At 71.5% G+C, this 25,020-nt stretch carries 24 protein-coding genes; 15 read left to right on the top strand and 9 right to left on the bottom strand.

The annotated features are described in order from the left end of the window. Positions 1 to 225 precede the first annotated feature (225 nt). The 9 genes from HNR01_RS04785 (at position 226) to HNR01_RS04745 (ending at position 11,702) form a co-directional block, all read left to right on the top strand. Positions 226 to 402 carry a DUF1328 domain-containing protein gene (locus HNR01_RS04785; protein WP_012456035.1) on the top strand — a complete coding sequence of 59 codons (177 nt, stop codon included), beginning with the start codon at positions 226 to 228 and terminating at the stop codon, positions 400 to 402. 95 nt (positions 403 to 497) lie between these two features. Then, positions 498 to 2,315 carry a pseudouridine synthase gene (locus HNR01_RS04780; RefSeq protein WP_183666928.1) on the top strand — a complete coding sequence of 606 codons (1,818 nt, stop codon included), beginning with the start codon at positions 498 to 500 and terminating at the stop codon, positions 2,313 to 2,315. Positions 2,316 to 2,325: 10 nt separating this feature from the next. Continuing rightward, positions 2,326 to 2,880 carry a 16S rRNA (guanine(966)-N(2))-methyltransferase RsmD gene (rsmD, locus tag HNR01_RS04775; protein WP_017484302.1) on the top strand — a complete coding sequence of 185 codons (555 nt, stop codon included), beginning with the start codon at positions 2,326 to 2,328 and terminating at the stop codon, positions 2,878 to 2,880. Positions 2,881 to 2,952: 72 nt separating this feature from the next. Beyond that, positions 2,953 to 3,885 carry an aldo/keto reductase gene (locus tag HNR01_RS04770; protein ID WP_183666926.1) on the top strand — a complete coding sequence of 311 codons (933 nt, stop codon included), beginning with the start codon at positions 2,953 to 2,955 and terminating at the stop codon, positions 3,883 to 3,885. Further along, positions 3,875 to 4,612, top strand: coding sequence for an NADPH-dependent F420 reductase (locus HNR01_RS04765; RefSeq protein ID WP_183666924.1), 738 nt, complete (start codon positions 3,875 to 3,877; stop codon positions 4,610 to 4,612). Before HNR01_RS04770 ends, HNR01_RS04765 begins: the two co-directional genes overlap by 11 nt. After that, on the top strand, positions 4,609 to 6,000 hold the full coding sequence (locus tag HNR01_RS04760; protein WP_183666922.1) for an NTP/NDP exchange transporter: 1,392 nt from the start codon (positions 4,609 to 4,611) through the stop codon (positions 5,998 to 6,000). Before HNR01_RS04765 ends, HNR01_RS04760 begins: the two co-directional genes overlap by 4 nt. A gap of 296 nt (positions 6,001 to 6,296) precedes the next feature. Next, the gene (locus HNR01_RS04755; protein ID WP_183666920.1) at positions 6,297 to 9,530 is read left to right on the top strand and encodes an efflux RND transporter permease subunit; all 3,234 of its coding nucleotides are present in this window, start codon (positions 6,297 to 6,299) and stop codon (positions 9,528 to 9,530) included. Then, a complete protein-coding gene (locus HNR01_RS04750) occupies positions 9,523 to 10,860 on the top strand; it encodes an efflux RND transporter periplasmic adaptor subunit (protein WP_246417394.1) in 1,338 nt (445 codons plus the stop codon). The genes HNR01_RS04755 and HNR01_RS04750 overlap by 8 nt, the downstream gene beginning before the upstream one ends. A gap of 230 nt (positions 10,861 to 11,090) precedes the next feature. Continuing rightward, the gene (locus HNR01_RS04745) at positions 11,091 to 11,702 is read left to right on the top strand and encodes a cysteine hydrolase family protein (RefSeq protein ID WP_183666916.1); all 612 of its coding nucleotides are present in this window, start codon (positions 11,091 to 11,093) and stop codon (positions 11,700 to 11,702) included. Positions 11,703 to 11,724: 22 nt separating this feature from the next. Here HNR01_RS04745 and HNR01_RS04740 read toward each other — a convergent pair whose 3' ends face one another. Then, positions 11,725 to 11,961, bottom strand: coding sequence for a hypothetical protein (locus HNR01_RS04740; protein WP_153874892.1), 237 nt, complete (start codon positions 11,959 to 11,961; stop codon positions 11,725 to 11,727). 303 nt (positions 11,962 to 12,264) lie between these two features. Between HNR01_RS04740 and HNR01_RS04735 the strand changes: the two genes are divergently transcribed. Next, the gene (locus tag HNR01_RS04735) at positions 12,265 to 13,299 is read left to right on the top strand and encodes an aldo/keto reductase (protein ID WP_017484310.1); all 1,035 of its coding nucleotides are present in this window, start codon (positions 12,265 to 12,267) and stop codon (positions 13,297 to 13,299) included. A gap of 79 nt (positions 13,300 to 13,378) precedes the next feature. On the opposite strand, the gene HNR01_RS04730 is transcribed toward HNR01_RS04735, so the two are convergent. The 3 genes from HNR01_RS04730 to HNR01_RS04720 are packed head-to-tail and all read right to left on the bottom strand — an operon-like array spanning position 13,379 to position 14,143. Beyond that, complete coding sequence (locus HNR01_RS04730) at positions 13,379 to 13,597, bottom strand: hypothetical protein (protein ID WP_017484311.1); 219 nt, start codon at positions 13,595 to 13,597, stop codon at positions 13,379 to 13,381. A 3-nt stretch (positions 13,598 to 13,600) separates the two neighbouring features. Beyond that, entirely contained in the window at positions 13,601 to 13,837 is a 237-nt protein-coding gene (locus HNR01_RS04725) for a hypothetical protein (RefSeq protein WP_017484312.1), read from the bottom strand. An 18-nt stretch (positions 13,838 to 13,855) separates the two neighbouring features. Further along, positions 13,856 to 14,143, bottom strand: a complete 288-nt coding sequence (locus HNR01_RS04720) for a hypothetical protein (RefSeq protein WP_153874890.1) — start codon at positions 14,141 to 14,143, stop codon at positions 13,856 to 13,858. Positions 14,144 to 14,448: 305 nt separating this feature from the next. Between HNR01_RS04720 and HNR01_RS04715 the strand changes: the two genes are divergently transcribed. From HNR01_RS04715 to HNR01_RS04700, 4 genes are all read left to right on the top strand, one after another. Then, entirely contained in the window at positions 14,449 to 15,627 is a 1,179-nt protein-coding gene (locus HNR01_RS04715) for an acyl-CoA dehydrogenase family protein (RefSeq protein ID WP_246417393.1), read from the top strand. Beyond that, entirely contained in the window at positions 15,624 to 16,220 is a 597-nt protein-coding gene (locus HNR01_RS04710; protein WP_017484315.1) for an SAM-dependent methyltransferase, read from the top strand. Before HNR01_RS04715 ends, HNR01_RS04710 begins: the two co-directional genes overlap by 4 nt. A gap of 68 nt (positions 16,221 to 16,288) precedes the next feature. Continuing rightward, positions 16,289 to 17,017, top strand: coding sequence for a cytochrome b/b6 domain-containing protein (locus HNR01_RS04705; protein ID WP_183667181.1), 729 nt, complete (start codon positions 16,289 to 16,291; stop codon positions 17,015 to 17,017). Then, positions 17,014 to 17,769, top strand: a complete 756-nt coding sequence (locus HNR01_RS04700; RefSeq protein ID WP_183666914.1) for a molybdopterin-dependent oxidoreductase — start codon at positions 17,014 to 17,016, stop codon at positions 17,767 to 17,769. Before HNR01_RS04705 ends, HNR01_RS04700 begins: the two co-directional genes overlap by 4 nt. Before the next feature lie 6 nt (positions 17,770 to 17,775). Here HNR01_RS04700 and HNR01_RS04695 read toward each other — a convergent pair whose 3' ends face one another. Genes HNR01_RS04695 through HNR01_RS04685 form a run of 3 tightly spaced genes read right to left on the bottom strand, consistent with a single transcriptional unit; the run spans position 17,776 to position 20,668 of the window. After that, positions 17,776 to 18,549 carry an ABC transporter ATP-binding protein gene (locus tag HNR01_RS04695; protein ID WP_017484318.1) on the bottom strand — a complete coding sequence of 258 codons (774 nt, stop codon included), beginning with the start codon at positions 18,547 to 18,549 and terminating at the stop codon, positions 17,776 to 17,778. Continuing rightward, the gene (locus tag HNR01_RS04690) at positions 18,546 to 19,607 is read right to left on the bottom strand and encodes a FecCD family ABC transporter permease (protein WP_183666912.1); all 1,062 of its coding nucleotides are present in this window, start codon (positions 19,605 to 19,607) and stop codon (positions 18,546 to 18,548) included. The genes HNR01_RS04695 and HNR01_RS04690 overlap by 4 nt, the downstream gene beginning before the upstream one ends. After that, the gene (locus HNR01_RS04685; RefSeq protein WP_183666911.1) at positions 19,604 to 20,668 is read right to left on the bottom strand and encodes an iron ABC transporter substrate-binding protein; all 1,065 of its coding nucleotides are present in this window, start codon (positions 20,666 to 20,668) and stop codon (positions 19,604 to 19,606) included. Before HNR01_RS04685 ends, HNR01_RS04690 begins: the two co-directional genes overlap by 4 nt. Before the next feature lie 126 nt (positions 20,669 to 20,794). Between HNR01_RS04685 and HNR01_RS04680 the strand changes: the two genes are divergently transcribed. Next, positions 20,795 to 21,661, top strand: a complete 867-nt coding sequence (locus HNR01_RS04680; RefSeq protein WP_183666910.1) for an alpha/beta fold hydrolase — start codon at positions 20,795 to 20,797, stop codon at positions 21,659 to 21,661. A gap of 78 nt (positions 21,662 to 21,739) precedes the next feature. Here the strand turns inward: HNR01_RS04680 and HNR01_RS04675 are convergent, their stop codons facing one another. Both HNR01_RS04675 and HNR01_RS04670 read right to left on the bottom strand, forming a co-directional pair. Continuing rightward, complete coding sequence (locus tag HNR01_RS04675) at positions 21,740 to 22,837, bottom strand: hypothetical protein (RefSeq protein WP_183666909.1); 1,098 nt, start codon at positions 22,835 to 22,837, stop codon at positions 21,740 to 21,742. 1,154 nt (positions 22,838 to 23,991) lie between these two features. Then, entirely contained in the window at positions 23,992 to 24,663 is a 672-nt protein-coding gene (locus HNR01_RS04670; RefSeq protein ID WP_012455900.1) for a hypothetical protein, read from the bottom strand. Positions 24,664 to 25,020 lie beyond the last annotated feature (357 nt).

Raw genomic sequence — 25,020 nt, 5'->3', positions numbered from 1 at the left:
ACGAGATCGTCCGGACGAAATCGTCTCACGCGTCCCCGGGAACGGCCCCCGGAACCGCGCCTGCTGGCCCCGTGTGCCGGCCGCGCGCTCCGGAACGCTTCGTGCCGGCAACCGTTTTCAGCCCCATCGACGGAACGATTCCGGCAGCTTGGCAATTTTCCAGGCCAGGACAGACTTTCAAGACACCGTCCAAGCACCGTCCAAGACGCACGTCAGGAGGATACCATGATCGGTTGGGCTGTTACCTTTCTCGTCGTCGCTCTGATCGCCGCTCTGCTCGGCTTCGGCGGCATCGCCGGCACCGCCATGGAGGCGGCCAAGATCGTGTTCTTCGTCGCGATCGCGCTGTTCCTGATCTCGGCGGTGATGGGCGCCGTGCGCGGCCGCTCCCCGCGGTTGTGACGACACCTCTTCGTCGCAAGCATCTACGGAAGGGCGGCCCCGCGCGGGGCCGCCTTTTCCTTTTGCGGGAACCGCCGCTCTGGTAAGGGGCGCGGATGACCGACCATTCAGACCCCTCCCCGGCCGCGCCCGCGGACCAGCCCGCCGCGCCCGAGGGCGAGCGCATCGCCAAGGCCATCGCCCGCGCCGGCATCGCTTCCCGCCGCGACGCCGAGGCGATGATCGAGGCCGGCCGCGTCACCCTCAACGGCAAGGTCCTGACCTCGCCGGCGATCAACGTCACCGAAGCCGACCGCATCACGGTCGACGGCGAGCCCCTGCCCGCCCGCGAGCGCACCCGGCTCTGGCTGCTGCACAAGCCGCGCGGCGTCGTCACCACCGCCCGTGACCCGGAAGGGCGCCCGACCGTGTTCGACGGGCTCCCCGACGACCTGCCGCGGGTCGTCGCCATCGGCCGGCTCGACATCAACACCGAGGGGCTGCTGCTTCTCACCAACGACGGCGGGCTCGCCAAGGTGATCGCCCACCCCGATACCGGCTGGCTGCGCCGCTACCGGGTGCGCGCCTTCGGCGACATCACCCAGGCCGACCTCGACCGGCTCAAGAAGGGCGTGACCGTCGACGGGATGGAGTACGGCCCCGTCGAGGCCACGCTCGACCGGGTCCAGGGCGACAATCTCTGGCTCACGCTCGGCCTGCGCGAGGGCAAGAACCGCGAGGTCAAGCGCATCCTCGAACATCTCGGCCTCTCCGTGAACCGGCTGATCCGGCTCTCGTTCGGACCGTTCCAGCTCGGCGACCTTGAGGTCGGACTGGTCGAGGAGATTCGCACCAAGGTCCTGAAGGAGCAGCTCGGCAAAAGCCTCGCCGAGCAGGCCGGCGTCGATTTCGAGAGCCCGGTGCGCGAGACCATCGCCCCGTTCGGAAGCCCGAAGAAGGCCGCACGCGCCGCGAAGGCCGAGGCGCCCGCCGGGCGCGGCCGGCCGGAGACGCGCGGCGAGACCCGCTCCGGCGGCCGGGGGGAAGCCCGCGCCGACGGGCCGGGCCGTCCGCCCCGCGACCCGGCCCGGCCCGCCGCTCCCGCCCGCGCGGCCCGCCCGGCCCAGCGGGCGCCCTCGCCGACCGTGTGGCGGGCCGACGACGAGGCCCGCCCCCGCGCGAGCAAGGTGCCGCGCCGCGGCCTGGACCCGAAGACCGCCCGCGCGGCGGCGGCCGAGCGCGGCCGCGAGCGGGTCGGCGCGATCCAGGCGGCCGGCGAGCGCCGGGTGCTGGTCGAGCGCCTTCAGCCCACGCTGGAGACGCCCGCCCCCGAGCCGCACCGCCGCGTCCGCTTCCGCAAGGACGAGGAGCGGCCCGAGCGCCAGGAGCGCGGCCGCAATGATCAGCGCCCCCGCGAGGACCGGCCGCGCCGGGATGCGCCCGCGGGCGATGCCCGCCCCCGCCGCCGCGAGGCCGGAGACGCCGCACCGGCCGAGCGGCGCGGTCCGCCGCGCGAGCGCAGCGAGGGGCGTCCCTCGCGCGATCGCGGCGAGGCGGCGCCCCGCCGGGAGCGTCCCGCCGAGGCGGGGGCGCCGGAGCGCCGCGGTCCCCCGCGCGACCGTCCCCGTACGGCCGAGGGCGAGCGTCCGGCCCGCGCCCCGCGCGGCGCCGACGCGCCCGAGCGCGGCGGATTCCGCAAGGGTCCCGGTGCCGGTCCGGGCGGCAAGCCCGGCTTCAAGGGCGGGGCCCGCGGCGACTTCAAGGGCGGTGCGAAAGGTGGCCCGCGGGGCGACTTCAAACCCGGCGGTGGTGGCCGGCCTGGCGGGCGCCCGGGTGGGCGCCCCGGCGGCAAACCCGGCGGCGCCCCCGGAGGCCGTCCCGGGGGTAAGCCGGGCCCCCGTGGGGGCGGCCGTCCGCCGCGCGGCGGCGCCTGAGGCCTGACGCGTGCGGATCGTCGGCGGCGAATGGCGCGGGCGCCGGCTCGCCGGGCCGAAGGCGGAGGGCATCCGCCCGACCTCCGACCGCCTGCGCGAGGCCCTGTTCAACGTGCTGGCCCACGCCTACGAGGACGCGGTCGAGGATGCGGTGGTGCTCGACCTGTTCGCGGGTACCGGCGCCCTCGGCTTCGAGGCGCTCTCCCGCGGTGCGGCCCGCGCGATCTTCGTGGACGAGGGGCGCCAGGCCGGCGGCCTGATCCGCGAGGGAATTGCCGCCCTCGGCTGCGGGGACCGCGCCCGGCTGATCCCCCGCGACGCGACCCGGCTCGGCCCGGCGACGGAGGGGCCGGCGACCCTCGTCTTCTGCGACCCGCCCTATCGGAAGAACCTGGCGCCCGCGGCGCTCACGGCCGCGGCGGGCGGCGGCTGGCTCGCTCCCGGCGCGCTGATCCTGGTCGAGGAGGCGGCCGGTGCCGGTCCGGTCCTGCCGCCCGATTTCGAGGAGCTGGAGCGGCGCAGCTACGGCGAGACGGCGGTGACCTTCGGACGCTTCGAGGGGTGAGCGCGTCGCCGATGCGTTGAGGTTGCCCTATCTCGCTCGGGCCATGCCCGTCCGCGAAAGAGGCTCGCGCCCATGCCGCCCGTCTTGTCGCCGCTCTCCCGCCGAACCCTGCTGCTGGGCACCGCCGCCCTCGCCGGAGCCGGCCTCGCACCGGCCCTGCTGCGCCCGGCCCGCGCGGCGGATGCCCTGATCACCCGGCCGATCCCCTCCTCCGGGGAGCGCCTGCCGGCCATGGGGATCGGCACCTCGCGCCGCTACGAGGTGGCGGTGACGCCCGAGGCCACGGCGCCCCTGCGGGAGGCGGTGGAACGCTTCGTGGCGCTCGGCGGGCGGGTGATCGATACCGCCCCGAGCTACGGAACGGCCGAGGAGGTTCTCGGCCTGATCCTCGACGGGCTCCGGGAAAAGGTCTTTCTCGCCACCAAGGTCGCGGCCCGCGGCCGGGAGGCGGCGCAGGCCGAGATCGAGCGCTCGTTCCAGCGCCTGCGCACGGACACGATCGACCTCATCGCCGTGCACAACCTGATCGATACGGAGACGAACCTCGCCGTCCTGCGCGCGCTCAAGGAGAAGGGCCGCATCCGCTATGTCGGCGTCACGGTCTGGCGCGACGAGCAGTTCCCCGAGCTCGAGGCGGTGATGAAGCGCGAACGGCTCGATTTCGTGCAGGTGAACTACGCCCTCGACAGCCGGCTCGCGGCCGAGCGCGTCCTGCCGCTCGCCGCCGAGCGCGGCGTGGCGGTGATGGTCAACGTGCCCTTCGGCCGCGACCGCCTGTTCAAGGCGGTGAAGGACAAGCCCCTGCCCGACTTCGCCGCCGAATTCGGCTGCAGGAGCTGGGCGCAGTTCTTCCTCAAATACGTGCTGGCCAACGAGGCCGTCACCTGTCCGATCCCGGGCATGGCGAAGGCGGCCTATGTCGAGGACAACCTCGCCGCCGCGACCGGGCGGCTGCCGGACGCCGCCGAGCGGCGCAAGATGGAGGCCTTCATCGATGCGGTCTGAGTTTTTCGGATCTTGCCTGGGTCGGCGCGGGGCGCTGGCACTGCTCGCCGGCGCGCTCGTCCTCCCGGCCCTGCCCGCTCTCGCCCAATCCGAAAATCCCAAAAGAATCGGGATCGTCGGGGCCGGCAATATCGGCGGCACGCTCGGCCGGCTCTGGATCAAGGCGGGCTACGAGGTGTTCTTCGCCTCCCGCCATCCGGAGCAGTTGAAGGCGCTGATCGAGGAGCTCGGGCCCAAGGCCCGGGCGGGCACCCCGGCGGAGGCGATCGCCTTCGGCAACGCCGTGCTGATCGCGGTGCCCTACAAGGCCTATCCGGAACTGGGCAAGGACAACGCCGCCGGCTTGAAGAACAAGGTAGTGATCGATGCCGGCAACGCGGTGAAGGCCCGCGACGGCGCGGTCTACGACGAGGTCGAGCGCGACGGCATCGGCGCGACTTCCGCCAAGTATCTCGCCGGAGCGCGGGTGGTGCGCGCCTTCAACGCGGCGAACTACAAGATCTTCCAGAAGAATGCCGGCCGGCCCGAGCCGCGCATGGCGGTGCCGATCGCCGGCAACGATCCCAAGGCGCTGGAGACCGCCCGCACCCTGGTCTCGGATGCCGGCTTCGATCCGGTGGTCGTCGGCGAACTGAAGGCCGCCGACACCTTCGCCATGGGCTCGCCGGGCTTCGGCCACGACCTCTCGGCGGCGGAACTGAAGGAGAAGCTCGGGGTGAAGCCTTGAGCGAGGCCCGAGGCTCTTCGGCAGGCTCCCCTCTCTCCCATCGCCTCGCCCGCCTCATCGACGTGAGGCCGGGCGAGGGCCCGGCGCTGGCCTGGTCCTGGGCCTACATCTTCGCGCTGCTGGCGAGCTACTACGTGCTGCGCCCGATCCGCGACCAGATGGGCGTGGCGGGCGGCCTCGAAAACCTGCCCTGGCTGTTCCTGGCGACGCTGGTCGGCATGCTGGCGCTCAACCTGCCCTTCGCGTGGCTGGTCAAGCGCCTGCCGCGGGCACGGTTCGTGCCCCTCACCTACCGCTTCTTCATCCTCAACATCCTGGTCTTCGCCGGCCTCATCGCCGTCGCCGAGGGTGAAACCGCTCTCTGGGTCGGCCGCGCCTTCTTCGTCTGGCTCTCGATCTTCAACCTGTTCGTGGTCTCGATCTTCTGGGCCACGGTGGTGGACGTGTTCTCGACCGAACAGGGCAAGCGCCTGTTCGGCTTCATCGCCGCCGGCGCCACGCTCGGCGCCATCTGCGGCTCGGCGGTGACGGCGACGCTGGCGCGCGACGTGCCGACCTGGGCGCTGCTGCTGGCGGCCGCCGTCCTGCTGGAGGCGGCGGTCTTCGCCATGCGGGGGCTCGCCCGCCTGATCGGGCGGCTGCACGAAGTGCCCGAGGCGTCCCGCGCGGGCGACGTGATCGGCGGCGACGTGCTCGCCGGCATCCGGCGCACCCTCGCCTCGCCCTACCTCCTCAATATCGCGCTGTTTCTCGCGCTGTTCTCGGTCACCGCGACCTTCCTGTATTTCGAGCAGGCGGGGATCGCCAAGCGCAGCTTCCCCGACCGCGGCGCGCAGACCGCCTTCTTCGCCAGCGTCGATCTCGCCGTGAACGTGCTGACCCTCGGCGTGCAGCTCTTCCTCACCGGGCGCATCACCCGCTGGCTCGGCGTCGGCGTGACCCTGGCGCTGTTGCCGGCGGCGAGCATCGTCGGGTTCGCCGCGCTGGCGCTGTCGCCGAGCGTCGCCTCGGTCGTGGTGATCTACGTGCTGCGCCGGGCCGGCAACTTCGCCATCGCTCGCCCCGTGCGCGAGGTGCTGTTCACGGTGGTGCCGCGCGAGGATCGCTACAAGGCGAAGAGCTTCATCGACACGGTGGTCTACCGCCTCGGCGATCAGGTCGGCGCCTGGTCCTATACCGGGCTCTCCGCCCTCGGCTTCGGCGGCCACGCCGCGGCCGTGGTGGCGGTGCCGCTCTCGGCGGCGTGGCTCCTCAACGCGCTCTGGCTCGGCCGAGCGCAGGCGCGTCGGCAGGAGGTCGCGCAGCAACAGGAGGTCGCGCAGCAAGAGGCGGCGCAAGCGCTGCGAACGGACGCCCATCCGGCCCCGATGCCGTCGCGGACGGCCTGAGCCGATCGTTGCAAAGGTTATTTTCAGTCTAACCCTACTTCCGTCCGGCGAAGGGAGCGCGCCTGAACAGCGGGGACAGACGCCGATGCGGCATCGCGGCACGCCTGTGTTTCTGGCGGCAATCGGACATAGAACAGAAACAGTGGCCGTGCGGTATCCGTGGGGTCGCCCCGCCCCGGCTCCGGCAGGCGCGTGTCCCTCACGAAGCGCCCGCCCCGCCGGCATCGCCGGGACAGGGGTTCTCGGCGGCCGGGAGCTTCGAGAGGCACTCTCACCGGATCACCCACCGGAGACCCATGGGACTCGTCCAGTACGCCCTCAAGTTCCGCGTCACGACCTACGTCCTCGCCGTGCTGATGATGCTCGGCGGCGCGGGCGCGATCGTCGTGACCCCGAAGGACGTGCTGCCCGCCGTCGACATCCCCGTGGTTGTCGTGGTCTGGACCTATACGGGCCTGTCCGCGCCGGAGATGGAGAAGCGGATCACGACCTATTCCGAATTCGGAATCTCCAACAACGTCAACAACATCGCCCGGATGGAATCGACCAGCCTCCAGGGCACGTCGGTGATGAAGATCTATTTCGACCAGAGCGTCAGCATCGATCTCGCCATCGCCCAGGTCGTTTCCTCCACGAACTCGATCCGCGCGCTGATGCCGCCGGGCGTGCAGCCGCCGGTGATCGTGCGCTTCTCCGCCTCCTCGGTGCCGGTGATCCAGCTCGCGCTGACCTCGGCCAAGGACAGCCTCAACAAGGTCTACGACTACGCCCAGTACCGCATCCGCCAGCGCCTGACCCAGGTGCCGGGCTCGACGCTCCCCTCCCCCTTCGGCGGTGCGCCGCGGCAGGTGATGGTCGATCTCGATCTGCACGCGCTCCAGGCGCTGGGGCTGACGCCGCTGGAAGTCACCAACGCGGTGACCTCGCAGAACCTGACGATCCCCTCGGGCCTGACCAAGATCGGCGAGCAGCAATACCCGGTGCAGATGAACGCCACGCCGGACGCGATCGCGGCCTTGAACGAGATCCCGATCAAGGTGGTCAACGGCCAGCCGGTGCTGGTGCGCGACGTCGCCTATGTCCGCGACGGCGGCCCGCCGCAGGTCAACGTGGTGCGCGCCGACGGGCAGGCCTCGGTGCTGATGCGCGTGCTCAAGAACGGCACCGCCTCGACGCTCGACGTGGTCAACAACGTCAAGGCGGCGCTGCCCGACATCCGCGCGGCGGCCCCCGAGGGGATGGAGATCAAGCCGCTCTTCGACCAGTCGGTCTTCGTCTCGAACGCGATCGAGGGCGTGTGGCACGAGGCCGTCATCGCCGCCTGCCTCACCGGCCTCACCATCCTCCTGTTCCTCGGATCGTGGCGCTCGACGCTGATCGTGCTGATCTCGATCCCGCTCTGCCTGATGACCTCGCTGGCGCTCCTGGCGGCGCTCGGCCACACCATCAACGTGATGACGCTGGGCGGTCTCGCGCTCGCGGTCGGCATCCTCGTCGACGACGTGACGGTGGCGATCGAGAACACCTACCGCCTGTTCGAGGAGGGCAAGCCGTTCCGCAACGCCGTGGTCGAGGGCGCGGCCGGCATCGCCAAACCGGCGCTGATCTCGACGCTGTCGATCTGCGCCGCCTTCGTCTCGGTCTTCGCGCTCACCGACACCCCGAAATACCTGTTCACGCCGCAGGCGCTCGCGGTCGTGTTCGCGATGCTGACCTCCTACCTGCTGACCCGCACCCTGGTGCCGGTGCTGATCGACGTGCTGGTGGCGCGCGAGTACCTCCAGCACCATGGCGGCGAAGAGGAGGCCCCGCGCCGCGGTCGGATCGAGCGGGCGCTGGCTTGGCTGCTCTCCCCGGTCTTCCGCCTGGCCGGCGCCTTCCGCCGCGGCTTCGAGGCCCGGTTCGATCGCTTCCACCGCGGCTATGTCGGCCTGCTGCACGCGGTCCTGCGCCACCGGATCGCGACGATCGTCGTGGTCGGTCTGCTGTTTGCCGGCACCGGCGGCCTGTTCGTCTTCACGGGGCAGGATTACTTCCCGCAGGTCGAATCGAGCCAGATGACGCTGCACCTGCGCACCCGGCCGGGGATGCGCATCGAGACCGCCGAGCAAACCTTCGCCGAGGTCGAGAAGGTGGTGCGCGAGGTGATCCCCGAGGGGGAGATCGACCAGATCCTCGACAATATCGGCCTGCCCTCCAACAACTACAACTTCGCCTTCTCCGACGGCTCCTTCGTTTCCTACAACGACGGGCAGATGCTGATCGACCTGAAGGACGAGCACGGTCCAGTGGCCGAGTATCAGCGGCGCCTGCGCGAGGTCTTGCGCGAGCGCTTCCCCGACATGGTCGTCTACTTCCAGCCCTCCGACATCATCACGCAGATCCTCAATTTCGGCGTCATCGCCCAGATCGACGTGCAGGTCTCGGGGCGCAACACCGTCAAGGACCTGGAGGCCGCCCGGCGCATCGAGGCGCGGCTGAAGGAGACGCCCGGCCTCGTCGACGTGCACCTGCACCAGATCGTCGACACGCCGCAATTCTTCGTCGATGTCGATCGGCGGCTCGCCTCCGAACTCGGCCTGACCCAGCAGCAGGTGGCGCAGAGTCTCAACGTGTCGCTGTCGGGCTCCTTCCAGGTGAATCCGAACTTCTGGACCGACCCGAAGACCGGCATTCCCTACCAGCTCTGGGTCCAGACGCCGGAATACCGCAACGCCTCGCTCACCGCGCTGCAGAACACCCCGCTCTTTGCCCGGGCCAGCGCCGCCGGCAACGGCCCCGGCGCGCTGACGCTGCTGTCGAGCATCGCCACGATCACCCGCCAGCCGACGCAGACGGTGATCAACCACGTCAACACGCAGCCGACCTTCAACGTCTACGCCGCGGTGCAGGACCGCGACCTGGGTGCGGTCGCCCGCGACATCGATCGGATCGTCGCCGAGGAGCAGAAGACCCTGCCGGCGCCCGACAAGATCACGGTGCGCGGGCAGATCGAGAACATGCGCGCGGCCTTCTTCCGCCTCGGGATCGGCCTCGGCATCGCGATCGTCGCGGTCTACCTGCTGATGGCGGTGAACTACCAGAGCTGGGGCGATCCCTTCGTGGTGCTGGCCGCCCTGCCGGTCGCCTTCTGCGGCATCGTCGCGAGCCTGTTCATCACCGGCACCGCCTTCTCGATTCCCTCGCTGTTCGGGGCGATCATGTCGGTGGGCATCGCCTCGGCCAACTCGATCCTGCTCGTCACCTTCGCGCGTGAGCACCGGGAGGCCACCGGATGCTCGGCGCACGAGGCGGCGATCGCGGCGGGCGAGACGCGCTTGCGGCCGGTGCTGATGACCGCGAGCGCGATGTTCTTGGGCCTCGTGCCGATGGCGCTCGGCACCGGCGAGGGCGGCGAGCAGAACGCGGCGCTCGCCCGCGCCGTGATGGGCGGCATCGCGCTCGGCACGCCCTCGACGCTCCTGTTCGTGCCGTTCCTCTACAGCCTGCTGCGGCGGGGCGAGGCCAAGCCGCTCGAGGATTATGTATGATGACCGCCAATCCCCGCCGCAGCGCAAAGGGAAGGACCCGCCCGTGAGTCAGCCCGCCCGGACCGGGGACGACAAGGACATTCCACCGCCGCCGGGCAAGGGCGGCTTCGTGCTGGCCGGGCTGATCGCGCTCGGCCTCCTGACGTATGGCGGCTACGGCCACTGGCAGCGGGCGGCCCGGGCCGAGGCGACGCGGTCCAAGCAGATCGAGTTCGTGCCCAAGGTCCGCACCGAGGAGGCCAAGCGCCTCGACGGACCGATCGAGCTGACCCTGCCGGGCCAGACCGAGCCCTTCGCCACCGCGCGGATCTACGCCCGGGCCACCGGCTATATCGCCGAGCGGCACGTCGACATCGGCGCGCGGGTGAAGAAGGGCGACGTGCTCCTGCGCATCGCCGCGCCCGACCTCGACCAGCAGCTCGCCCAGGCGGAAGCCCAGCTCGGCCAGCTCGAGGCGCAGCTGCTGCGGGCGAAAGCCATGGTCGATCAGGCCAAGGCCAACGTGAACCTCGCCCAGGTCACGAACGCGCGCACCTCGACGCTCGCCGGCCAGGGCTGGGCCTCGAAGCAGAACGCCGACAACACCCAGGCCGGCGTGCTCTCGCAGGCCGCCAACCTCGCCTCGGCGCAGGCCGACGTGAAGGTGGCGGAGGCCAACATCAAGGCGCAGCAGGCGACGGTCGGCCGCCTCAAGGCGCTGACCGGCTTCGAGATCGTCACCGCGCCCTTCGACGGGGTGGTGACGACCCGCAACGTCGATGTCGGCGACCTCGTCCAGGCCGATGCCGGCTCGGGCACGCCGCTCCTGTCGATGGACCGGGACGACGTGCTGCGCATCTCGGTCAACGTGCCCCAGAACGCGGCGGTGGGGGTTCAGCCCGGCATCAAGGCCCAGATCAAGGTGCCGCAGATGCCCGACCGCAGCTTCTCCGGCGAGGTCGAGCGCAGCTCGGTGGCGCTGCTCGCCTCCTCGCGCACGCTCACGACGCAGGTCGACGTGCCCAACCCCGAGCGGACCCTGCGGCCCGGTCTCTACGTCTACGTGACGCTGGCGATCCCGCGCAGCGGCGGCACCACGGTGGCGGTCCCGGCCGAGGCCCTGGTGTTCAACCAGTCCGGCACCCGCGTCGCCATCGCCCGCGAGGATGATCGCGTCGCCTGGACGGACGTCCATATCGCCCGCGACAAGGGCACGGTGGTCGAGGTCGACAAGGGGCTCTCGGGCGGCGAGCGCCTTGTGCTGAGCCCCCCGGCCGATCTCAAGGACGGCGGACGCATCGCGCCGCAGCAGCCGAAATCGGACAAGCCGATGCAAGCCGCGCAGCGATAAAGACTTTCGCGCAGCGAGAAGGGTTTTCGCGCAGCGCTAAGGGCTTTTGCGCAGGGGCAGGAATTCCCGCGCGGCGGCCTTCTGCCGGCCTCGCCGGGCGAGGTCGCCGCTGCGATCGGGGCGAACGGATCGGCGGCCGCCTCCCGCTTGGCCTTATCGGCAGGTTGCGCGGGAGACCCCGCTCGGCTCACATCCCGCCCGGAAACGCATCCCAGGAAAAGGCTTCAGCCATGAGCGACCTCAAGACCGATCTCACGACACTTCGCCACGTCTCCGGCCTGCCGCCGGAGCCCGCCGCGCTCTCGGGCTCGGCGCTGGTGATGATCGATCTGCAGAACACCTATCGCGAGGGGATCATGCGCCTGGAGGGCGTCGAGCCGGCGATCCGGGAGGCCAGAACCCTGCTGGAGCGGGCGCGCAACGCCGGCATCCCGGTCTTCCACGTGCGCCACGATGCCGGGCCGGGCTCGCCCTACGACGTCGGCGCGCCGATCGGCCAGATCAGCGACGAGGTCGCGCCGCGCGAGGGCGAGGCGGTGATCACCAAGGCCTATCCGAGTTCCTTCGTCGGCACCGACCTTCAGGCGCAGCTGGAAGCGGCGGGCGTCAAGGACGTCATCCTGGCCGGTTTCATGACGCATATGTGCGTGAATTCGACCGCGCGGGGCGCCTTCAATCTCGGCTTCCGCCCCACCGTGGTGGCCGCGGCCACCGCCACCCGCGCTCTGCCGGGGCCGGACGGCGCGACCGTCCCCGCGGCCGCGCTCCAGGCCGCGAGCCTCGCGGCGCTGAGCGACCTGTTCGCGGTGGTGGCGCCGGATGCGGCGGCGATCCGGGATTAGAGCCGCATCCGACCGGAGCGGATCAGGCGGCGCGGGCGCGGGCCGGCGCGGCTTCGTCCGTCGTCCGCGGCCCGAACATCCGCTGATAGAGCGCGGAGGGGCTGTGGCTGCGGCCCTCCGAATCGACGATGCGGACATCGCTCAGGCCGGAGGTGGTCAGCGACAGAGCCTGCTCCAGGGCGCTCAGCAGAGAGCCGTGCTGCCAGGAATAGTTCCGCGACGCGGTGCCGGCGCTGACGGTGAAACTCACGGACGACATCCCAATGTTGATGCCGGCTGGCGACAGGGCCGCCGGGTGCGCTGAACAAGGCCCGACCCGTGTCCGGGTTCCGTAAAACTTGAGCTTTAATAGTGGCTCTTGGTTGACGAAGTCTTTGCGGAACCTGACCCTTTCGGTGGCGGAACCGCGGACGTCCGGCGGCGGTATGATGGCAGCGGCGCCGTTCGCGGCCCGTGGGGTGCCCGCCTGGCCCGCCGCTTCGCCGCCGGGGCCGGGCCTCTCGAGACGGCGACCGGCGGCCTTTCAGGGGCCGTTTCCAGACAGCCACAGCGGAGTGACGCAATGGAATACCGGCAATTCGGACGCTCGGGCCTCAAGGTGCCGGTGCTCAGCCTCGGCACCGCCACCTTCGGCGGCACGGACGCGTTCTTCCAGAACTGGGGCAGCACCGGCGTGGCGGAGGCGAGCCGCCTGATCGATCTGTGCCTCGATGCGGGCGTCAACTTCCTCGACACCGCCGACCTCTATTCGAGCGGCGACTCGGAAAAGATCCTCGGCGAGGCGATCAAGGGCCGCCGGGACCGGCTGCTGATCTCCACCAAGGCGACCTTCCGGGTGGGCGAGGACGTCAACGACGTCGGCTCGTCGCGCCACCATCTGATCCGCGCCTGCGAAGCCAGCCTGAAACGGCTCGGCACCGACCACATCGACGTCTACTTCATGCACGGCTTCGATGCGCTCACCCCCGTCGAGGAGACGCTGCGGGCCCTCGACGACCTCACCCGCTCGGGCAAGATCGGCTATATCGGCGCCTCGAATTTCTCCGGCTGGCAGCTGATGAAGGCGCTGGCGACCTCGGAGCGGTACGGGCTTGCCCGCTACGTCGTCTATCAGGGCTACTACTCGCTGATCGGCCGCCACTACGAGTGGGAGCTGATGCCGCTCGGCCTCGACCAGGGCGTCGGCCTGATGGTGTGGAGCCCGCTCGGCTGGGGCCGGCTCACCGGCAAGATCCGGCGCGGGCAGCCGATCTCGGGCGGGCGCCTCTCGACGGCCGCCGGCGCGGAGGGCGGGCCCACCGTGTCCGACGACACCCTCTACGACGTGGTCGACGCCCTCGACGCGGTCGCCGCCGAGACCGGCAAGACCGTGCCGCAGGTGGCGCTGAACTGGCTGCTGACCCGACCGACCGTGTGCAACATCGTCATCGGCGCCCGCAACGAGGAGCAGTTGAAGCAGAATCTCGGAGCGGTCGGCTGGTCGCTGACGGCCGACCAGATCGCCCGCCTCGACGCGGCGAGCCGCGAGACGCCGATCTATCCCTACTGGCACCAGATCGGCTTCGACGAGAGAAACCCCAAGCCCACGGCCTGGTGAGGCGGGCCCGCACCCCCTCTCCCCGCACAAGGGGAGCGGGGATGCGGCCACGGTCGAAGCGATCAGCCGAGAAGGGCCTTCACATGCTGATCTCGGGCCCGTGCTTCTCGCCGTCATCCGGTACGGGGCCGGCCTCGCCCTCCCAGGGCAGGCTCTGCCAGGGCGGCTGGCCGGCGCGGGCCTCGTATTCCTCGAGGGGCAGGGTCGTCTCGCCGCCCTCCCCGTCCCGAACCCGGACATGGCTCGGGCGCGGCTGCTTCGGCGGGCAGAGATGGAGGCCCTTGAACGCGGTGGCCATCGCTCAAATCCCTTCCGTCGTCTCGCCCTGGGGCGAGCGGTGCGCGTGGGCGGGCCGCCGCCGCAGATAGCCCTTGACGCGCAGATACTCGGCGACGATCTCGCAGATCGCGCGGTCCCGCGGCAGGCGCTCGACCGCGCAATGCTCGTCGAGCGCCGCCACCACCTCCGGTGGGAAGGTCAGGATGCCGGCGAGCTTCGGTTCGCCGGGTGCATCGGTCTCGTTTCCGGTGTCGCTCACGCTGTCGCCCTCCGCCGCCTACACGCCCGACCCGACCGGTGGCACGCCCTGCTCCGGCGTCGGCACGACGCCGAGCCCGTCCGCATCGCCGGGATGGGTGGCGCCGAGACGCCGCAGCAGCGCCTCGTAGGTCTGCGCCGCCGGGGAATCCGCCTGAAGCTCGCGGGTGTCGGCGAGGAGCCGCCGCACGTCCTCCACGAACCGGTCGCGCGCCTGCCCGCCCTCCGGGCTCGCCTCGAACAGGCGGTTGAGCGCCAGCTCGAACACGCCCACGAGGAGGCCGAGCCGATCGGTGTCGTCCGCCATCGTTCTCTCCGGGTCCACTCCGGGTTCTCGCCGGGACCTCTTCGGGTGCCGTCCCGGCCCCGTATGGCCCGGCTGAAGGCTTGAACGCCGGGGGGGCGCCCCGCGGTTCCGCCGCCGGCAGGCCGGTGACGAATCCAATCTGCCGCAACCGCGCCGCATAGGAAGACGCGATCGGTGTTCTAGTTGATGCTGCAGCAACTCTCCCACGAGAAGTGCGGCCCGCCCGCGGACCGAACGCTCCCCCGCCCGGGCGCCGGTGCCGCCGGACGGGCTCCTGTCGTTCCGTCTCGAACCCTGAGCCGCTCTTGTCCCCCACCTTGCTCCTTCCCCTCGCGCGGCGTCCTGCGGCACCGGGGGACGGGCTGTGCGACGGGGCGGAGGATGCGCAGGGCGGCTTTCCCACCCGGGCCATGGCCCGGCTGCGCCGGATCGGGTTGCTGGCCGCCCCCCTGCCCGAAGCGCTCGGCGGGCGCGGTCTGTGCGAGCCGGACCGGGTGGACGCCCTGCGGGCGCTGCTGACGGAGGTCGGTCGCGACGACCTCGCGGTGGGGCGGCTCTACGAAGGGCACGTCAACGCCCTCGCCCTGGTGCTGCGCTACGCCGAGCCCGCCGTCGCCGGGCGCCTCGCCCGCGACGCGGCGCAGGGGCACCTCTTCGGCGTGTGGAACACCGAGCCGGCGGAGGGCGGTCTCGTCCTCGACGGCGCAGGCGGCCTTCACGGCGCCAAGAGCTACGCCTCGGGGGCGGGCTTCGTCACCCGGCCGCTCGTGACGGCGCGGCTCGCCGACGGGCGCCGGCTGATGCTGGTGATGCGCCTCGAACCCGGCGCGCGGGCCGATCTGTCGGCGTGGCGCGCCCACGGCATGCGCGCCTCCGCCACCGGCACGGTCGACTTCTCGGGCCTCGGCCTTCGCGACGGCGAGGTGATCGGCGCGCCCGACGATTACGGGCGCCAGCCGTTCTTCTTCGCCGGGGCGTGGCGCTTCCTGGCGGTCCAACTCGGCGGGATCGAGGCGGTGATCGAGACCCACCGGGCGCATCTGTCCGCCACCGACCGGGCGGAGGATCCGCACCAGCAGGCCCGGTTCGGACAGGCCATGGTCGCGGCGGAGACGAGCCGTCTGCTCGTCGCCCGCGCCGCCCGGATCGCCGCCGCGGAAGCCGGATCGCCGGAGCGGGTCATCGCCTACGTCAACCTCGCCCGCACCGCGGTCGAGCAGGCGGGCCTCGACGTGATCGCCCTGGCGCAGCGCTCCATCGGCCTCGCGGGATTCCTCGAGAGCCATCCCCTGGAGCGCCGGATGCGCGATCTCGCGACCTATCTGCGCCAGCCGGCCCCGGATTTCGCCCTGACCGGCATGGCCGCGCACGCGCTCGCGGCGCTCGAACCGCTCCATGCCCTGTGGCCCGAAATGGAACCCGATCCGGAGCCCGGCATGCGGCCCGACGCGGACGCTCCGCGCAGCGCGGAAGCCGTGGGATGAGCGGCCGGCGGACGGAGACGCTGCCGGAGCGCTACTTCGCGGAGATCTACGCCTCCGATCCCGATCCCTGGCGCTTCACCTCCAGCGCCTACGAGGCCGACAAGTACGCCGCGACGCTTCGCGCCCTGCCGCGGGCGCGCTACGGCCGGGCCCTGGAGGTCGGCTGCTCCATCGGCGTCTTCACCCGGGCGCTCGCCCCCCGCTGCGGGGCGCTGACCGCCCTCGACATCGCGGGGGCGGCGCTGGAGGCGGCGCGGGCGCGCTGCGCCGATTGCCCGCAGGTGCGCTTCGTCCGCGGCGCGGTGCCGGAGGTCTGGCCCGAGGGCCGGTTCGACCTCATCGTCTTCGGCGAGATGCTCTACTTCCTCAGCGCCCCGGATCTGGCGCGGCTCGTCGCGCGGGTGGAGGCGAGCCTGGAGCCGGGGGGCGACTGCCTCCTCGTGCACTGGCTTGGCGAGACGGATTATCCCCTCTCCGGCGACGCGGCGGCGGAGGGGTTCCTCGCGGGAACGGCCGATTTCTGCCGGCGGCTGCCCGGCGCGCGAACGGAGGCCTATCGCCTCGACGTGCTGCGGCGGACGGACAGGCCGTGACGGATGCCACGAGCGATGCCACGAGCGATGCCACGAACGGTGCGATGAGCGATGCCACGCGCGGCACAATGAGCGGCGCGATGACGGCGCGTGCAGAAATGGCCGTCCGGCGCCACCCGCTCTGGGTCCGCCTCGCCCACTGGGTGAATGCCGGCGCGTTCGCGGCCCTCGCGGTCAGCGGCGTCGCCATCCTGCTCGCCCTGCCGCGGCTGTTCTGGGGCGAGACCGGCGCCAACGATGCGCCGGCCTGGATCGTGCTCCCGCTGCCGGTGAACCTCGAACAGACCGGCTGGGGCCGCAACCTGCATTTCCTGGCCGCCTGGATCTTCGTGCTCAACGGCGCGCTCTACCTGCTGATCGCGCTGGCGAGCGGGCATCTCCTGCGCCGCCTGACGCCCGATCGCGATCAGCTCCACCCCCGGCACATCGCGGCCGACCTCCGCGCGCATCTTCGGCTCACCGGCTCGGGTGCGGCGGGAGCGCGCCGCTACAACGTCCTGCAGAAACTCGCCTATCTCGCCGTCATCCTCGTGCTGGCGCCGATGATGCTGCTCTCGGGGCTGACCATGGCGCCCGGCGTCACGGCGGCCTACCCGGAGCTGTTCACCCTGTTCGGCGGCCGGCAATCGGCGCGCACGATCCACTTCCTGTCGGCGGTCCTGCTCGTCGGCTTTCTCCTCATCCACGTCTGGCAGGTGCTCGCCAACGGGCCGCTCGACCTGATGCGGGGCATGATCACCGGACGCTCCGCCCGAACGAGCGCCGATCGAGCGACATCAGGGGAGGATCCGCGATGAGCAAGATCACGCGCCGCAGGCTGGTCCTCGGCTCCTCGACGCTGGGACTTGGCGGTGCCCTCGGCGGCCTTCTCGGCGGCTGCGAGCTGATCGAGAACGGCCCGCGCCGGCCGGGTCTCTACGGGTTGAGCGACACCCTGACCCTCGCCACCCAGCGCTTCCTGCTGCGCGACCAGCCCCTGGTGCGGGAATTCGGCCCGGAGGCGATCTCGGCGGTGTTTCCGACCATCAACACCACCGACCCGGACGATCCCGCCTACCGCCGCTCGAAGGCGGCCGGGTTCTCCGATTGGCGCCTGCCGGTGAGCGGCCTCGTGGAGCGGCCCACCGCCTTCACGCTGGCCGAGCTGAGGGCGATGCCGGCCCGCACGCAGATCACGCTGCACGCCTGCGAGCAGGGCTGGTCGGCGATCGGCGGCTGGACCGGGGTGCCGCTCTCGCACGTGCTGGCGAGCGTCGGCCTCAAGCCGGAGGCGCGCTTCATCGTGATCCGCACCGTGGACGGCTGGTGGGATACTTACGACCTGTTCGACGCCCTGCACCCGCAGACGATTCTGGCCTACGGCATGAACGGCCGCGACCTGCCCGTGGCCCACGGCGCCCCGGTGCGCCTGCGGGTGGAGCGCCAGCTCGGCTACAAGTCGCTGAAATACCTCGCCAGCATCGAGGCCACCGACCGGGTGGACGGGCTCGGCCAGGGCCGGGGCAGCATGGTCTCGGAGCTGGGATTTTCCTGGTACGCCGGAATCTGAGAGGCTTCACCCGATCAGCGGCGTGCAGACCGCCCGGCCCTGCCCCGGCAGCGGCACCACCGCGACCTCGACGCCGTAGAGCAGCCGCAGGGTCTCCGGCGTCACCGTCTCCGCCGGCGGCCCCAGCGCGACCAGGCGCCCGCCATGCAGCAGCGCGACCCGGTCGGCGCAGAGGAAGGCGTGGCCGGGATCGTGGGTCGAGAGAACCACGGCGATCCCGGTTTCCGAGAGGCGCCGCACCTGGGTCAGCACCCGGGCCTGGTTGCCGAAATCGAGGCTCGCGGTCGGCTCGTCCATGACGAGGAGTCGCGGTTCGCCCGCGAGCGCCCGGGCGATCAGCGCGAGCTGGCGCTCGCCGCCGCTGATCTCGGTGTAGATCCGCTCCGCCAGATGGCCGATGCCCAGCGTTGCCAGCGCCCGCTCGGCCGCGGCGCGGTCGGCCGGGCCGGGACTGGCGAAGGCGGGAAGCCGGCTCGCGCGGCCCATCACCACCACGTCGCGCACGGTGAAGGGGAAGAAGGCGGCGTGCGCCTGCGGCACGTAGGCGATGTGTTTCGCGATCTCGCGGCGTGGCAGCACCGACAGGTCGGCACCGTCCAGGAGGACGCGACCGGCAAGCGGGCGCAGCAGCCCGAGCAGGGTCTTGAACAGCGTGGTCTTGCCGCCGCCGTTCGGCCCGAGCAGGCAGAGGGTCTCGCTGTCGCGGAGCGTCAGGCTGACCCCGGAGCCGACCGGGCGGGCGCCGTAGCCGAAGGCGAGATCCCGAACCTCCAGGATCATGCCCAGCCCCGCTTGCCCGCGGCCAGCAGCCAGAGGAAGAACGGTGCCCCAACGAGCGCCGTCAGGATGCCGAGCGGCACCTCGATCGCGGCCACCGTGCGGGCCATCAGATCGACCGCGGTGAGGTAGCTCGCCCCGAGCAGCATCGAGGCCGGCAGCAGGCGGCGGAAATCCGGCCCGACCAGCAGGCGGGCGACGTGCGGCACGATCAGCCCGATCCAGCCGATCACCCCCGTCACCGAGACGGCGGCGGCGGTCACCAGCGTCGCGCCCGCCACTAGAACCGGGCGGAGCCGGCGCGTTTCCAGCCCGAGCGCCCGCGCCTCCTCGTCGCCGAGGCTCATCAGGTTCACGCGCCAGCGCAGCAGCACCAGGGGAACGAGGCCGAGCGCCGTCGCCGGCAGGATCGCGGCGATGTCGCCGGTGTTGACGGAGGCGAGGCTGCCGAGCAGCCAGAAGGTGATGGCGGGAAGCTGGTTGTAGGGGTCGGCGAGCACCTTGAGGAGCGAGATGCCGGCGCCGAGCAGGGCCCCCACGGCGACGCCCGCCAGCACCAGCGTCAGCACCGGATCGTGCCTGCGGACCGCGAGGCCGACGGCGTAGACGGCGCCGACCGCGGCGAGCCCGCCGGCGAAGGCGAGCCCCTGGATCGCCGCCACCGGCAGGGCGAGCACGATGCCGAGCACCGCCCCGAGGCTCGCCCCCGCCGAAACTCCGAGGATGTCCGGCGAGACGAGGGGATTGCGGAACAGCCCCTGATAGGTCGCCCCCGCCGCGGCGAGCCCCGCCCCGATCACCAGCGCCCCGAACACCCGCGGCAGGCGCACGTTCAGCACCACGGTCTGGAGGGCGGGGTCGAGCGAGGTGGCTTGGCCGAAGACCTTCGCAACGAGCACCGAGAAGACGTCGACGAGCGGCACGGGGTAGCGGCCGACGCCGAGGGAGACCAGCACGAGAAGGAGCAGCGCGACCGGCGCCAGGGATGCCAGCAGGACCGCCAGGGAGAGGCTGCGCCGCCGCGCGGGTCGGCCTTGCGCGGCGCTCGCGGCCTCGCTCACCGGGCCGGCCCCGGTCCGGCGGCGTCGCGCAGGAGGCGGTCGAGCTGCGCGGGCGTGAGATCGACCCGGTAGAAGCGCCGGTAGAAGTCGCGCACGGCATCGCCCAGCGTCTGCGGGAACTGGTCGGGGAAGAACAGCCCGGCGAGCCAGCGCAGGCCGATCAGGCGGTTGACCCCCGGCGGCGCATCGACCCAGCCGAAGGGCAGCGTCGGGATGGCGTGGACGCGGCCCTCGCGCACCGCCTTCAGCCCGTTCCAGAGCGGGTCGGCGGCGGCGAGCTTCGGAAAGTCGGGATCGAGGGCGATGATCACGTCCGGATTCCAGACCAGCACCTGCTCCGGCGAGACCGCCGCGAGCCCGCCCGCGCCGGCGCCCGCCACGTTGCGCCCGCCCGCCGCCTCGATGATCTCGGTGTTGATCGAGCCGGACAGGCCGGTCTCCAGTCCGCGGGGGCCGCGGCCGTAATAGACGCGCGGGCGCTTCTCCTCCGGCACCGCGGCCACCGCGTCGGCCACCGACTTCAGGATCTTCTCCGCCTCCGCGGCGAGGGCCTCGCCCTCCTCCGGCGTGCCGATGAGCCGGCCCAGCGTCCGGTAGGTCTCCGGCGTCGCCTTGAAGCTCCCGTCGAGCAGCAGGTAGGGAATGCCGGTCTGCGCCTGAACCCGGTCGGCGAGGGAGGCGTAGGTCGCCGCCGTGCTGCCGACATCGACGATGAGGTCGGGCTTCAAGGCCAGCACCGCCTCGACATTGGCGCTGCCGCCCCGCCCCGTCAGCCGCCCGGTGGCGGGCAGGTCGCGCAGCGCGGGGGCGAGGAAGTCCCGCTCCTCCGGGCTCGGCACGCGCGGCCAGCCGATCATCTTGTCGGGCGCCAGGGTGGAGAGCAGGACCGCCGCGGGCGGCCCGGCGGCGAGCACCCGGAGCACCCGCTCCGGCACCTCGACCCGGCGCCCGGCGGCGTCGGTGAAGGGCCGGGCCGCCGCGAGGCAGGACCCCGCGAGGCAGGACCACAGCAGGGCGGGCCACAGGCAGGCGAGGGCGAGAAGGCAGCGGAGCAGCGGCATCGGGGAAGGGCGTCTCCCGTGATCGGATGCTACCTATAGCGCGTCCGCTCCCGAACCGCGCCGGCCCTCTCGGGTTGGGCCGAGCATCCCCATCCCGAACCCCAGTCCGAGAGTTTGCTCCCAACGATGCCCGAACCGGCCGTCAGCCACCGTCACATCGACCTCCGGGGTCTGCGCCTGCACGTCGCCGAGGCGGGGCCGGCGGACGGGGCGCCGACGATCCTGCTGCACGGCTTCCCCGAATTCTGGTTCGGCTGGCGGCATCAGATCGAGCCGCTCGCGCGCAGCGGCCTGCGCCTCCTGATCCCCGACCAGCGCGGCTACGGACTCAGCGACCGGCCCAAGGGCATCGCCGCCTACCATCTCGACCGGCTCGCCCAGGACGTGATCGCGCTGGCCGATGCCTGCGGGCTCGCGCGCGTCAACCTCGTCGGGCACGATTGGGGGGGGCTCGTCGCGTTCTGGGTGGCGAGCTTCCACCCCGAGCGGGTCGGGCGGCTCGCCGTTCTGAACGCCTGCCATCCGGGCGTGTTCGGTCCCTATCTCCGGCGCCATCCGGGGCAGGCCCTGCGCAGCGCCTATGCCGGCTTCTTCCAGCTCCCCCTGCTGCCCGAACGTCTACTGACGGCGCGCCGCGGCCGGCTCCTGCGGGCGCTGATGCGCGGTTCCAGCCGGCCCGGCACCTTCAGCGAGGCCGACCTCGACGTCTATGCGCGGGAGTGGCTGCGCCCCGGCGCGGTCACCGCGATGCTGAGCTGGTACCGGGCGCTCGCCCGCCTGCCCCGCGCGCGGCACCCGCCGAAGATTTCCGCGCCGACGCTCATCCTGTGGGGCGAGCGCGACCAGGCGCTTCAGACGGGCCTCGCCGAGGCGAGCCTGGCCCTGTGCGAGCGGGGCCGTCTGCAGCGGTTTCCGCAGGCGACCCACTGGGTGCAGCACGACGCGCCGGAGGCGGTCAACGCGGCGCTGATCGACTTCTTGCGGAGTTCTTGAACGGACGAGTGCCGGGGCTCTGCCCCGGCACCCCGCCAGAGGATGATCCCTCTGGAATCCCGCGATGGGACGTGGCGGTCAGCGGCCGCTCATGCCGGCGCCGCCCTCGGAGCCGCCGCGCGAGCCGGACTCCATGCCGCCGCGCTGCGCGCCGCCACGGCTGCCGCCGCGCTCGCCGCCCATGGTGCCGCCCTGCTCGGAGGCGTTGCGGACGCCGCGCTCACCGCCCTCGCCGCGCATGCCGACGTTGCGCATGCCTTCCCCGCCGCGGCCCTGCTCCATCGAGCGGCCGCCGCGCTCGCTGCTCCGGGCCTGATCGGAGGCGCGGGTCTCGTTGCGCTCGCTGCCGCGGGTCTCGCTGCTGCGGCTGCGCAGGTCGGTGCGGGTCTCCGACCCGCGGACCTCGCTGCGCTCGCGGAAGCCGGCGTTGACGGTGCCGCCGCGCCGCTCGGTGGTCGAGACGGTGGTGGAGAGGCGGCGATACTCGGGCGAGCCGTAGAGGACGCGCTGGCCGCGGATCGTCACGTAGCGGCGCGTCTCGCCGACGCTGACGAGGCGGCGGTACTCGGGCGAGCCGTAGATCACCCGCTGGCCGCGGATGGTGACGTAGCGGCGCGGACCGGTGCTGCGGCGCTCGGTGACGATCAGGCGGCGGTACTCGGGCGAGCCGTACACGACCCGGCGGCCGCCGATGAAGACGTAGCGGCCCTCGCGGCGATAGCCGCCGTCCACGGTGGTCGAGCGCACATCGGTGCGGCTGCTGACATGCGTGCGGTCGTGCGTGCGATCGTGGACACGGTCGGTACGCTCGGCGCGCGCGCCGCTGCGGACCGTGTCGCTGCGCTCGGCGGCGTCGCGGCCGGCCCGGCCTTCCATGCCCCGCTCGGCACCGCGCTCGCCGCGGGCCATGTCGCCGCGATCCGCCCCGCCCTGGCCGGTCTCTCCCCGGTTCATATCGCCCCGGGAGGCGCTGCGCTCGCCGCCCATGGCGCCGCGGGCCTCGCTGCCCCTGGCTCCCATGCCGCCGCGCTCGCCGCCCGACATCGCGGATTGCCCGCCGGACTGCTCGCTGCCGGCCCGCATGCCGCCGCGCTCGGACCCCCCAGTGGCCGCGCTCTGAGCGTAGACCGAGGTGCTCATCAACAGCGCGGCGAGACCTATCGCAATCGTCTTCATGACGTGACCTCCGAAATCTTAAGACGCCTCAAAACGTCACAAATGTCGAAAGGGTTCTGTGAAAAAATGCGCTGTCAGGAAAAGTCTGCGGCGACGCAGGTGAATTGCTGTATGTATACAAGCTTGGCTATTGTGGCCAACATCGCTCGTGCCTCGTGAGATCGACCTGCCGGGCGATTTCGAATGCTGGGCCGAGCGCTTCATCCCGCCGGAGGAACTGCCAAGCTTGGCCTCCGCGTCGAGATCATCGCGGCGGTGAGGATCCGGTGTGTTCGGCCGGTGCGCCGGTCGCCGACACAGCTCTCAGCGCGTGCCGCGGTATCCGTGGGAGCCGCCCGACCCGGCCCGCGCGCGATCGGATCGCGCCAGCTTCTCAGGCCAAAGGTCTCGGCCGATCCGTCTTGTGCTTGAGAGTGTAAAATCCGGGACGGCTGATCCGCCACGTCCCTGCCACCATTCGGTTTTCCGCGCCGGGAAAACCTGGTGGAGCTGAGGGGACCGTTACCCCGGTCGGAGCTAAGCCATTGAACTGGAAAAATACTCTTTCCCCTCCGTGACTTGTCGGGAGATGGCTTGGGAGGGCCATGGGATTTATGGATCCTTGGGCCTCGTCCTACCACCGCCAGGGGTTCCCCGCCTCGGATGGGGATCAGCGGCCTTCGCCGCCAGATCCCGCGGTCATGCTCGACCCGGTCCGTCGTGGTTCCATCCAGCTCGGATGCCGGAGCGGCGACGCTTCGAGAGCCCCACCCCGGAACAACGCATCGACGTGTTCGTGTGTAGGGACAGCCTCGCCCTCGTGCGAAGCGCCGCACGGGTCAAGGGAGCGGCCTTCGCCGGCGTGCCTGTTCTGCCTTGGAGCATGCGCGTTCGCGGTCCGTGATACGGCAGGGGTCCGTTCGACGCGTTTCACCGCCCCGGCCTGATCGGACCGTTCTTGGGTTGCGACAGCGCCGTCGTTCGTCCGCCTGAGGAGGGTGGCAGACCGCGAAGCCTGCCGACCGTCCTCGATCCCGGGCGCGTGCAGGTCATGCCGCCTCCGTCGTCCCCGGCGAGAACCGCAAGCCCATGTGCCGATGGCCCGTGTGACCCCGGGTCGGCAATGCCACGCCGCTCGCCCGCGACTACGGGTGAAGCCGAACGCGAAGGCCGGTTCAGGATGCCTGGCTCATCGCGCCGCGTCCGTCGCCGTAAATGAGCCAAGCTTGCTCGGCCTGGACGCGGTCGAGGAACCGGAGGGCCACGGTTCTGGTGGGAACGCCCTTGGTGCCCTGGCTGATGAGCATGAGCCGGCCTTCGCCCTTGGCCAGCATCTTGCCGACGCCACCGGGAGAGGATGGGTCCGACCAGACCGCGTGCACCACGTCGGCCCGGAGGAAAAGGTCTTCCACGGTCACCTTTCCGTCCCTCACGAGATCGCCGTTTCGGTTCGCCTCATCGACAAGGCGGCGCATCTCGGTCGTGTTCGCACGCAGCAAGGCCGCGACTTCAGGAGAGGGTTGCGCAGTTCCTGGCAAGGTGGTGGACCCGTCGCCGAAGGCATCGTTCAACGCCTCCGCCATGAAGCGGTCGATGCATGGAACCGCGGTCACCTTCCCCTTGAGGCGGCCGGACTTCTCCATACGCCGGCCCACGCGCTTCCCCTTGACGAGGATCACGTGCGGGACGCCCGATCCCTCCCCGTCCGGGAACACGGCCCAGGCACAGTCAGCCGACCCGACGAGCGAGCGCATGTATTCCATGCGTTCCCGAACGGGTAAGGCGTTCAACGCCTGAGCGTGCTTGTTGGCCATTCCGGTTAGCTGTGCCAGGAGCCGCTGGTCCATGTATCCCCCCAAGTTGCGAACAGGGTGCACGGAACAAGACTCGCAGTCGTGAACGCCCAGGCTACCCGCGCCGCAAAAACGATGGCGTGGTTGAGAGCGCGTAACCGGACTCGGACCCTGTGGGCGCTGCTGCATACCCGCGTCGGCACGGTCGCGAGGCTTCCGGAGAAACCCACATCCATATCCCGGTGTATGAGGCGCCCCTCGGCGCGTGATGCGTCCTGCCAAAAGGGAGCAAAGCACCGGCATGACGGTCCGGTCGGGTCGTGTCCGTCAATGAGGTGGAAATTCGGGGTGGAGTTGGAGCGGCCATCGGTCAGGCGGCCTGAGGTGGAATTGCTGTGAGGGTGTCGTCGA

The sequence above is a fragment of the Methylorubrum rhodesianum genome (genome assembly GCF_014199985.1).
Lineage (GTDB): Bacteria > Pseudomonadota > Alphaproteobacteria > Rhizobiales > Beijerinckiaceae > Methylobacterium > Methylobacterium rhodesianum.
This window is presented reverse-complemented; position numbering and strand designations above follow the sequence as displayed.

Coding starts and splice junctions, on each gene's coding strand:
- HNR01_RS04785 (WP_012456035.1), top strand. CDS start 226: ATGATCGGTTGGGCTGTTACCTTTCTCGTCGTCGCTCTGATCGCCGCT.
- HNR01_RS04780 (WP_183666928.1), top strand. CDS start 498: ATGACCGACCATTCAGACCCCTCCCCGGCCGCGCCCGCGGACCAGCCC.
- HNR01_RS04770 (WP_183666926.1), top strand. CDS start 2,953: ATGCCGCCCGTCTTGTCGCCGCTCTCCCGCCGAACCCTGCTGCTGGGC.
- HNR01_RS04765 (WP_183666924.1), top strand. CDS start 3,875: ATGCGGTCTGAGTTTTTCGGATCTTGCCTGGGTCGGCGCGGGGCGCTG.
- HNR01_RS04755 (WP_183666920.1), top strand. CDS start 6,297: ATGGGACTCGTCCAGTACGCCCTCAAGTTCCGCGTCACGACCTACGTC.
- HNR01_RS04750 (WP_246417394.1), top strand. CDS start 9,523: ATGTATGATGACCGCCAATCCCCGCCGCAGCGCAAAGGGAAGGACCCG.
- HNR01_RS04745 (WP_183666916.1), top strand. CDS start 11,091: ATGAGCGACCTCAAGACCGATCTCACGACACTTCGCCACGTCTCCGGC.
- HNR01_RS04740 (WP_153874892.1), bottom strand. CDS start 11,961: ATGTCGTCCGTGAGTTTCACCGTCAGCGCCGGCACCGCGTCGCGGAAC.
- HNR01_RS04735 (WP_017484310.1), top strand. CDS start 12,265: ATGGAATACCGGCAATTCGGACGCTCGGGCCTCAAGGTGCCGGTGCTC.
- HNR01_RS04730 (WP_017484311.1), bottom strand. CDS start 13,597: ATGGCCACCGCGTTCAAGGGCCTCCATCTCTGCCCGCCGAAGCAGCCG.
- HNR01_RS04720 (WP_153874890.1), bottom strand. CDS start 14,143: ATGGCGGACGACACCGATCGGCTCGGCCTCCTCGTGGGCGTGTTCGAG.
- HNR01_RS04710 (WP_017484315.1), top strand. CDS start 15,624: ATGAGCGGCCGGCGGACGGAGACGCTGCCGGAGCGCTACTTCGCGGAG.
- HNR01_RS04705 (WP_183667181.1), top strand. CDS start 16,289: ATGAGCGGCGCGATGACGGCGCGTGCAGAAATGGCCGTCCGGCGCCAC.
- HNR01_RS04700 (WP_183666914.1), top strand. CDS start 17,014: ATGAGCAAGATCACGCGCCGCAGGCTGGTCCTCGGCTCCTCGACGCTG.
- HNR01_RS04695 (WP_017484318.1), bottom strand. CDS start 18,549: ATGATCCTGGAGGTTCGGGATCTCGCCTTCGGCTACGGCGCCCGCCCG.
- HNR01_RS04685 (WP_183666911.1), bottom strand. CDS start 20,668: ATGCCGCTGCTCCGCTGCCTTCTCGCCCTCGCCTGCCTGTGGCCCGCC.
- HNR01_RS04680 (WP_183666910.1), top strand. CDS start 20,795: ATGCCCGAACCGGCCGTCAGCCACCGTCACATCGACCTCCGGGGTCTG.
- HNR01_RS04675 (WP_183666909.1), bottom strand. CDS start 22,837: ATGAAGACGATTGCGATAGGTCTCGCCGCGCTGTTGATGAGCACCTCG.
- HNR01_RS04670 (WP_012455900.1), bottom strand. CDS start 24,663: ATGGACCAGCGGCTCCTGGCACAGCTAACCGGAATGGCCAACAAGCAC.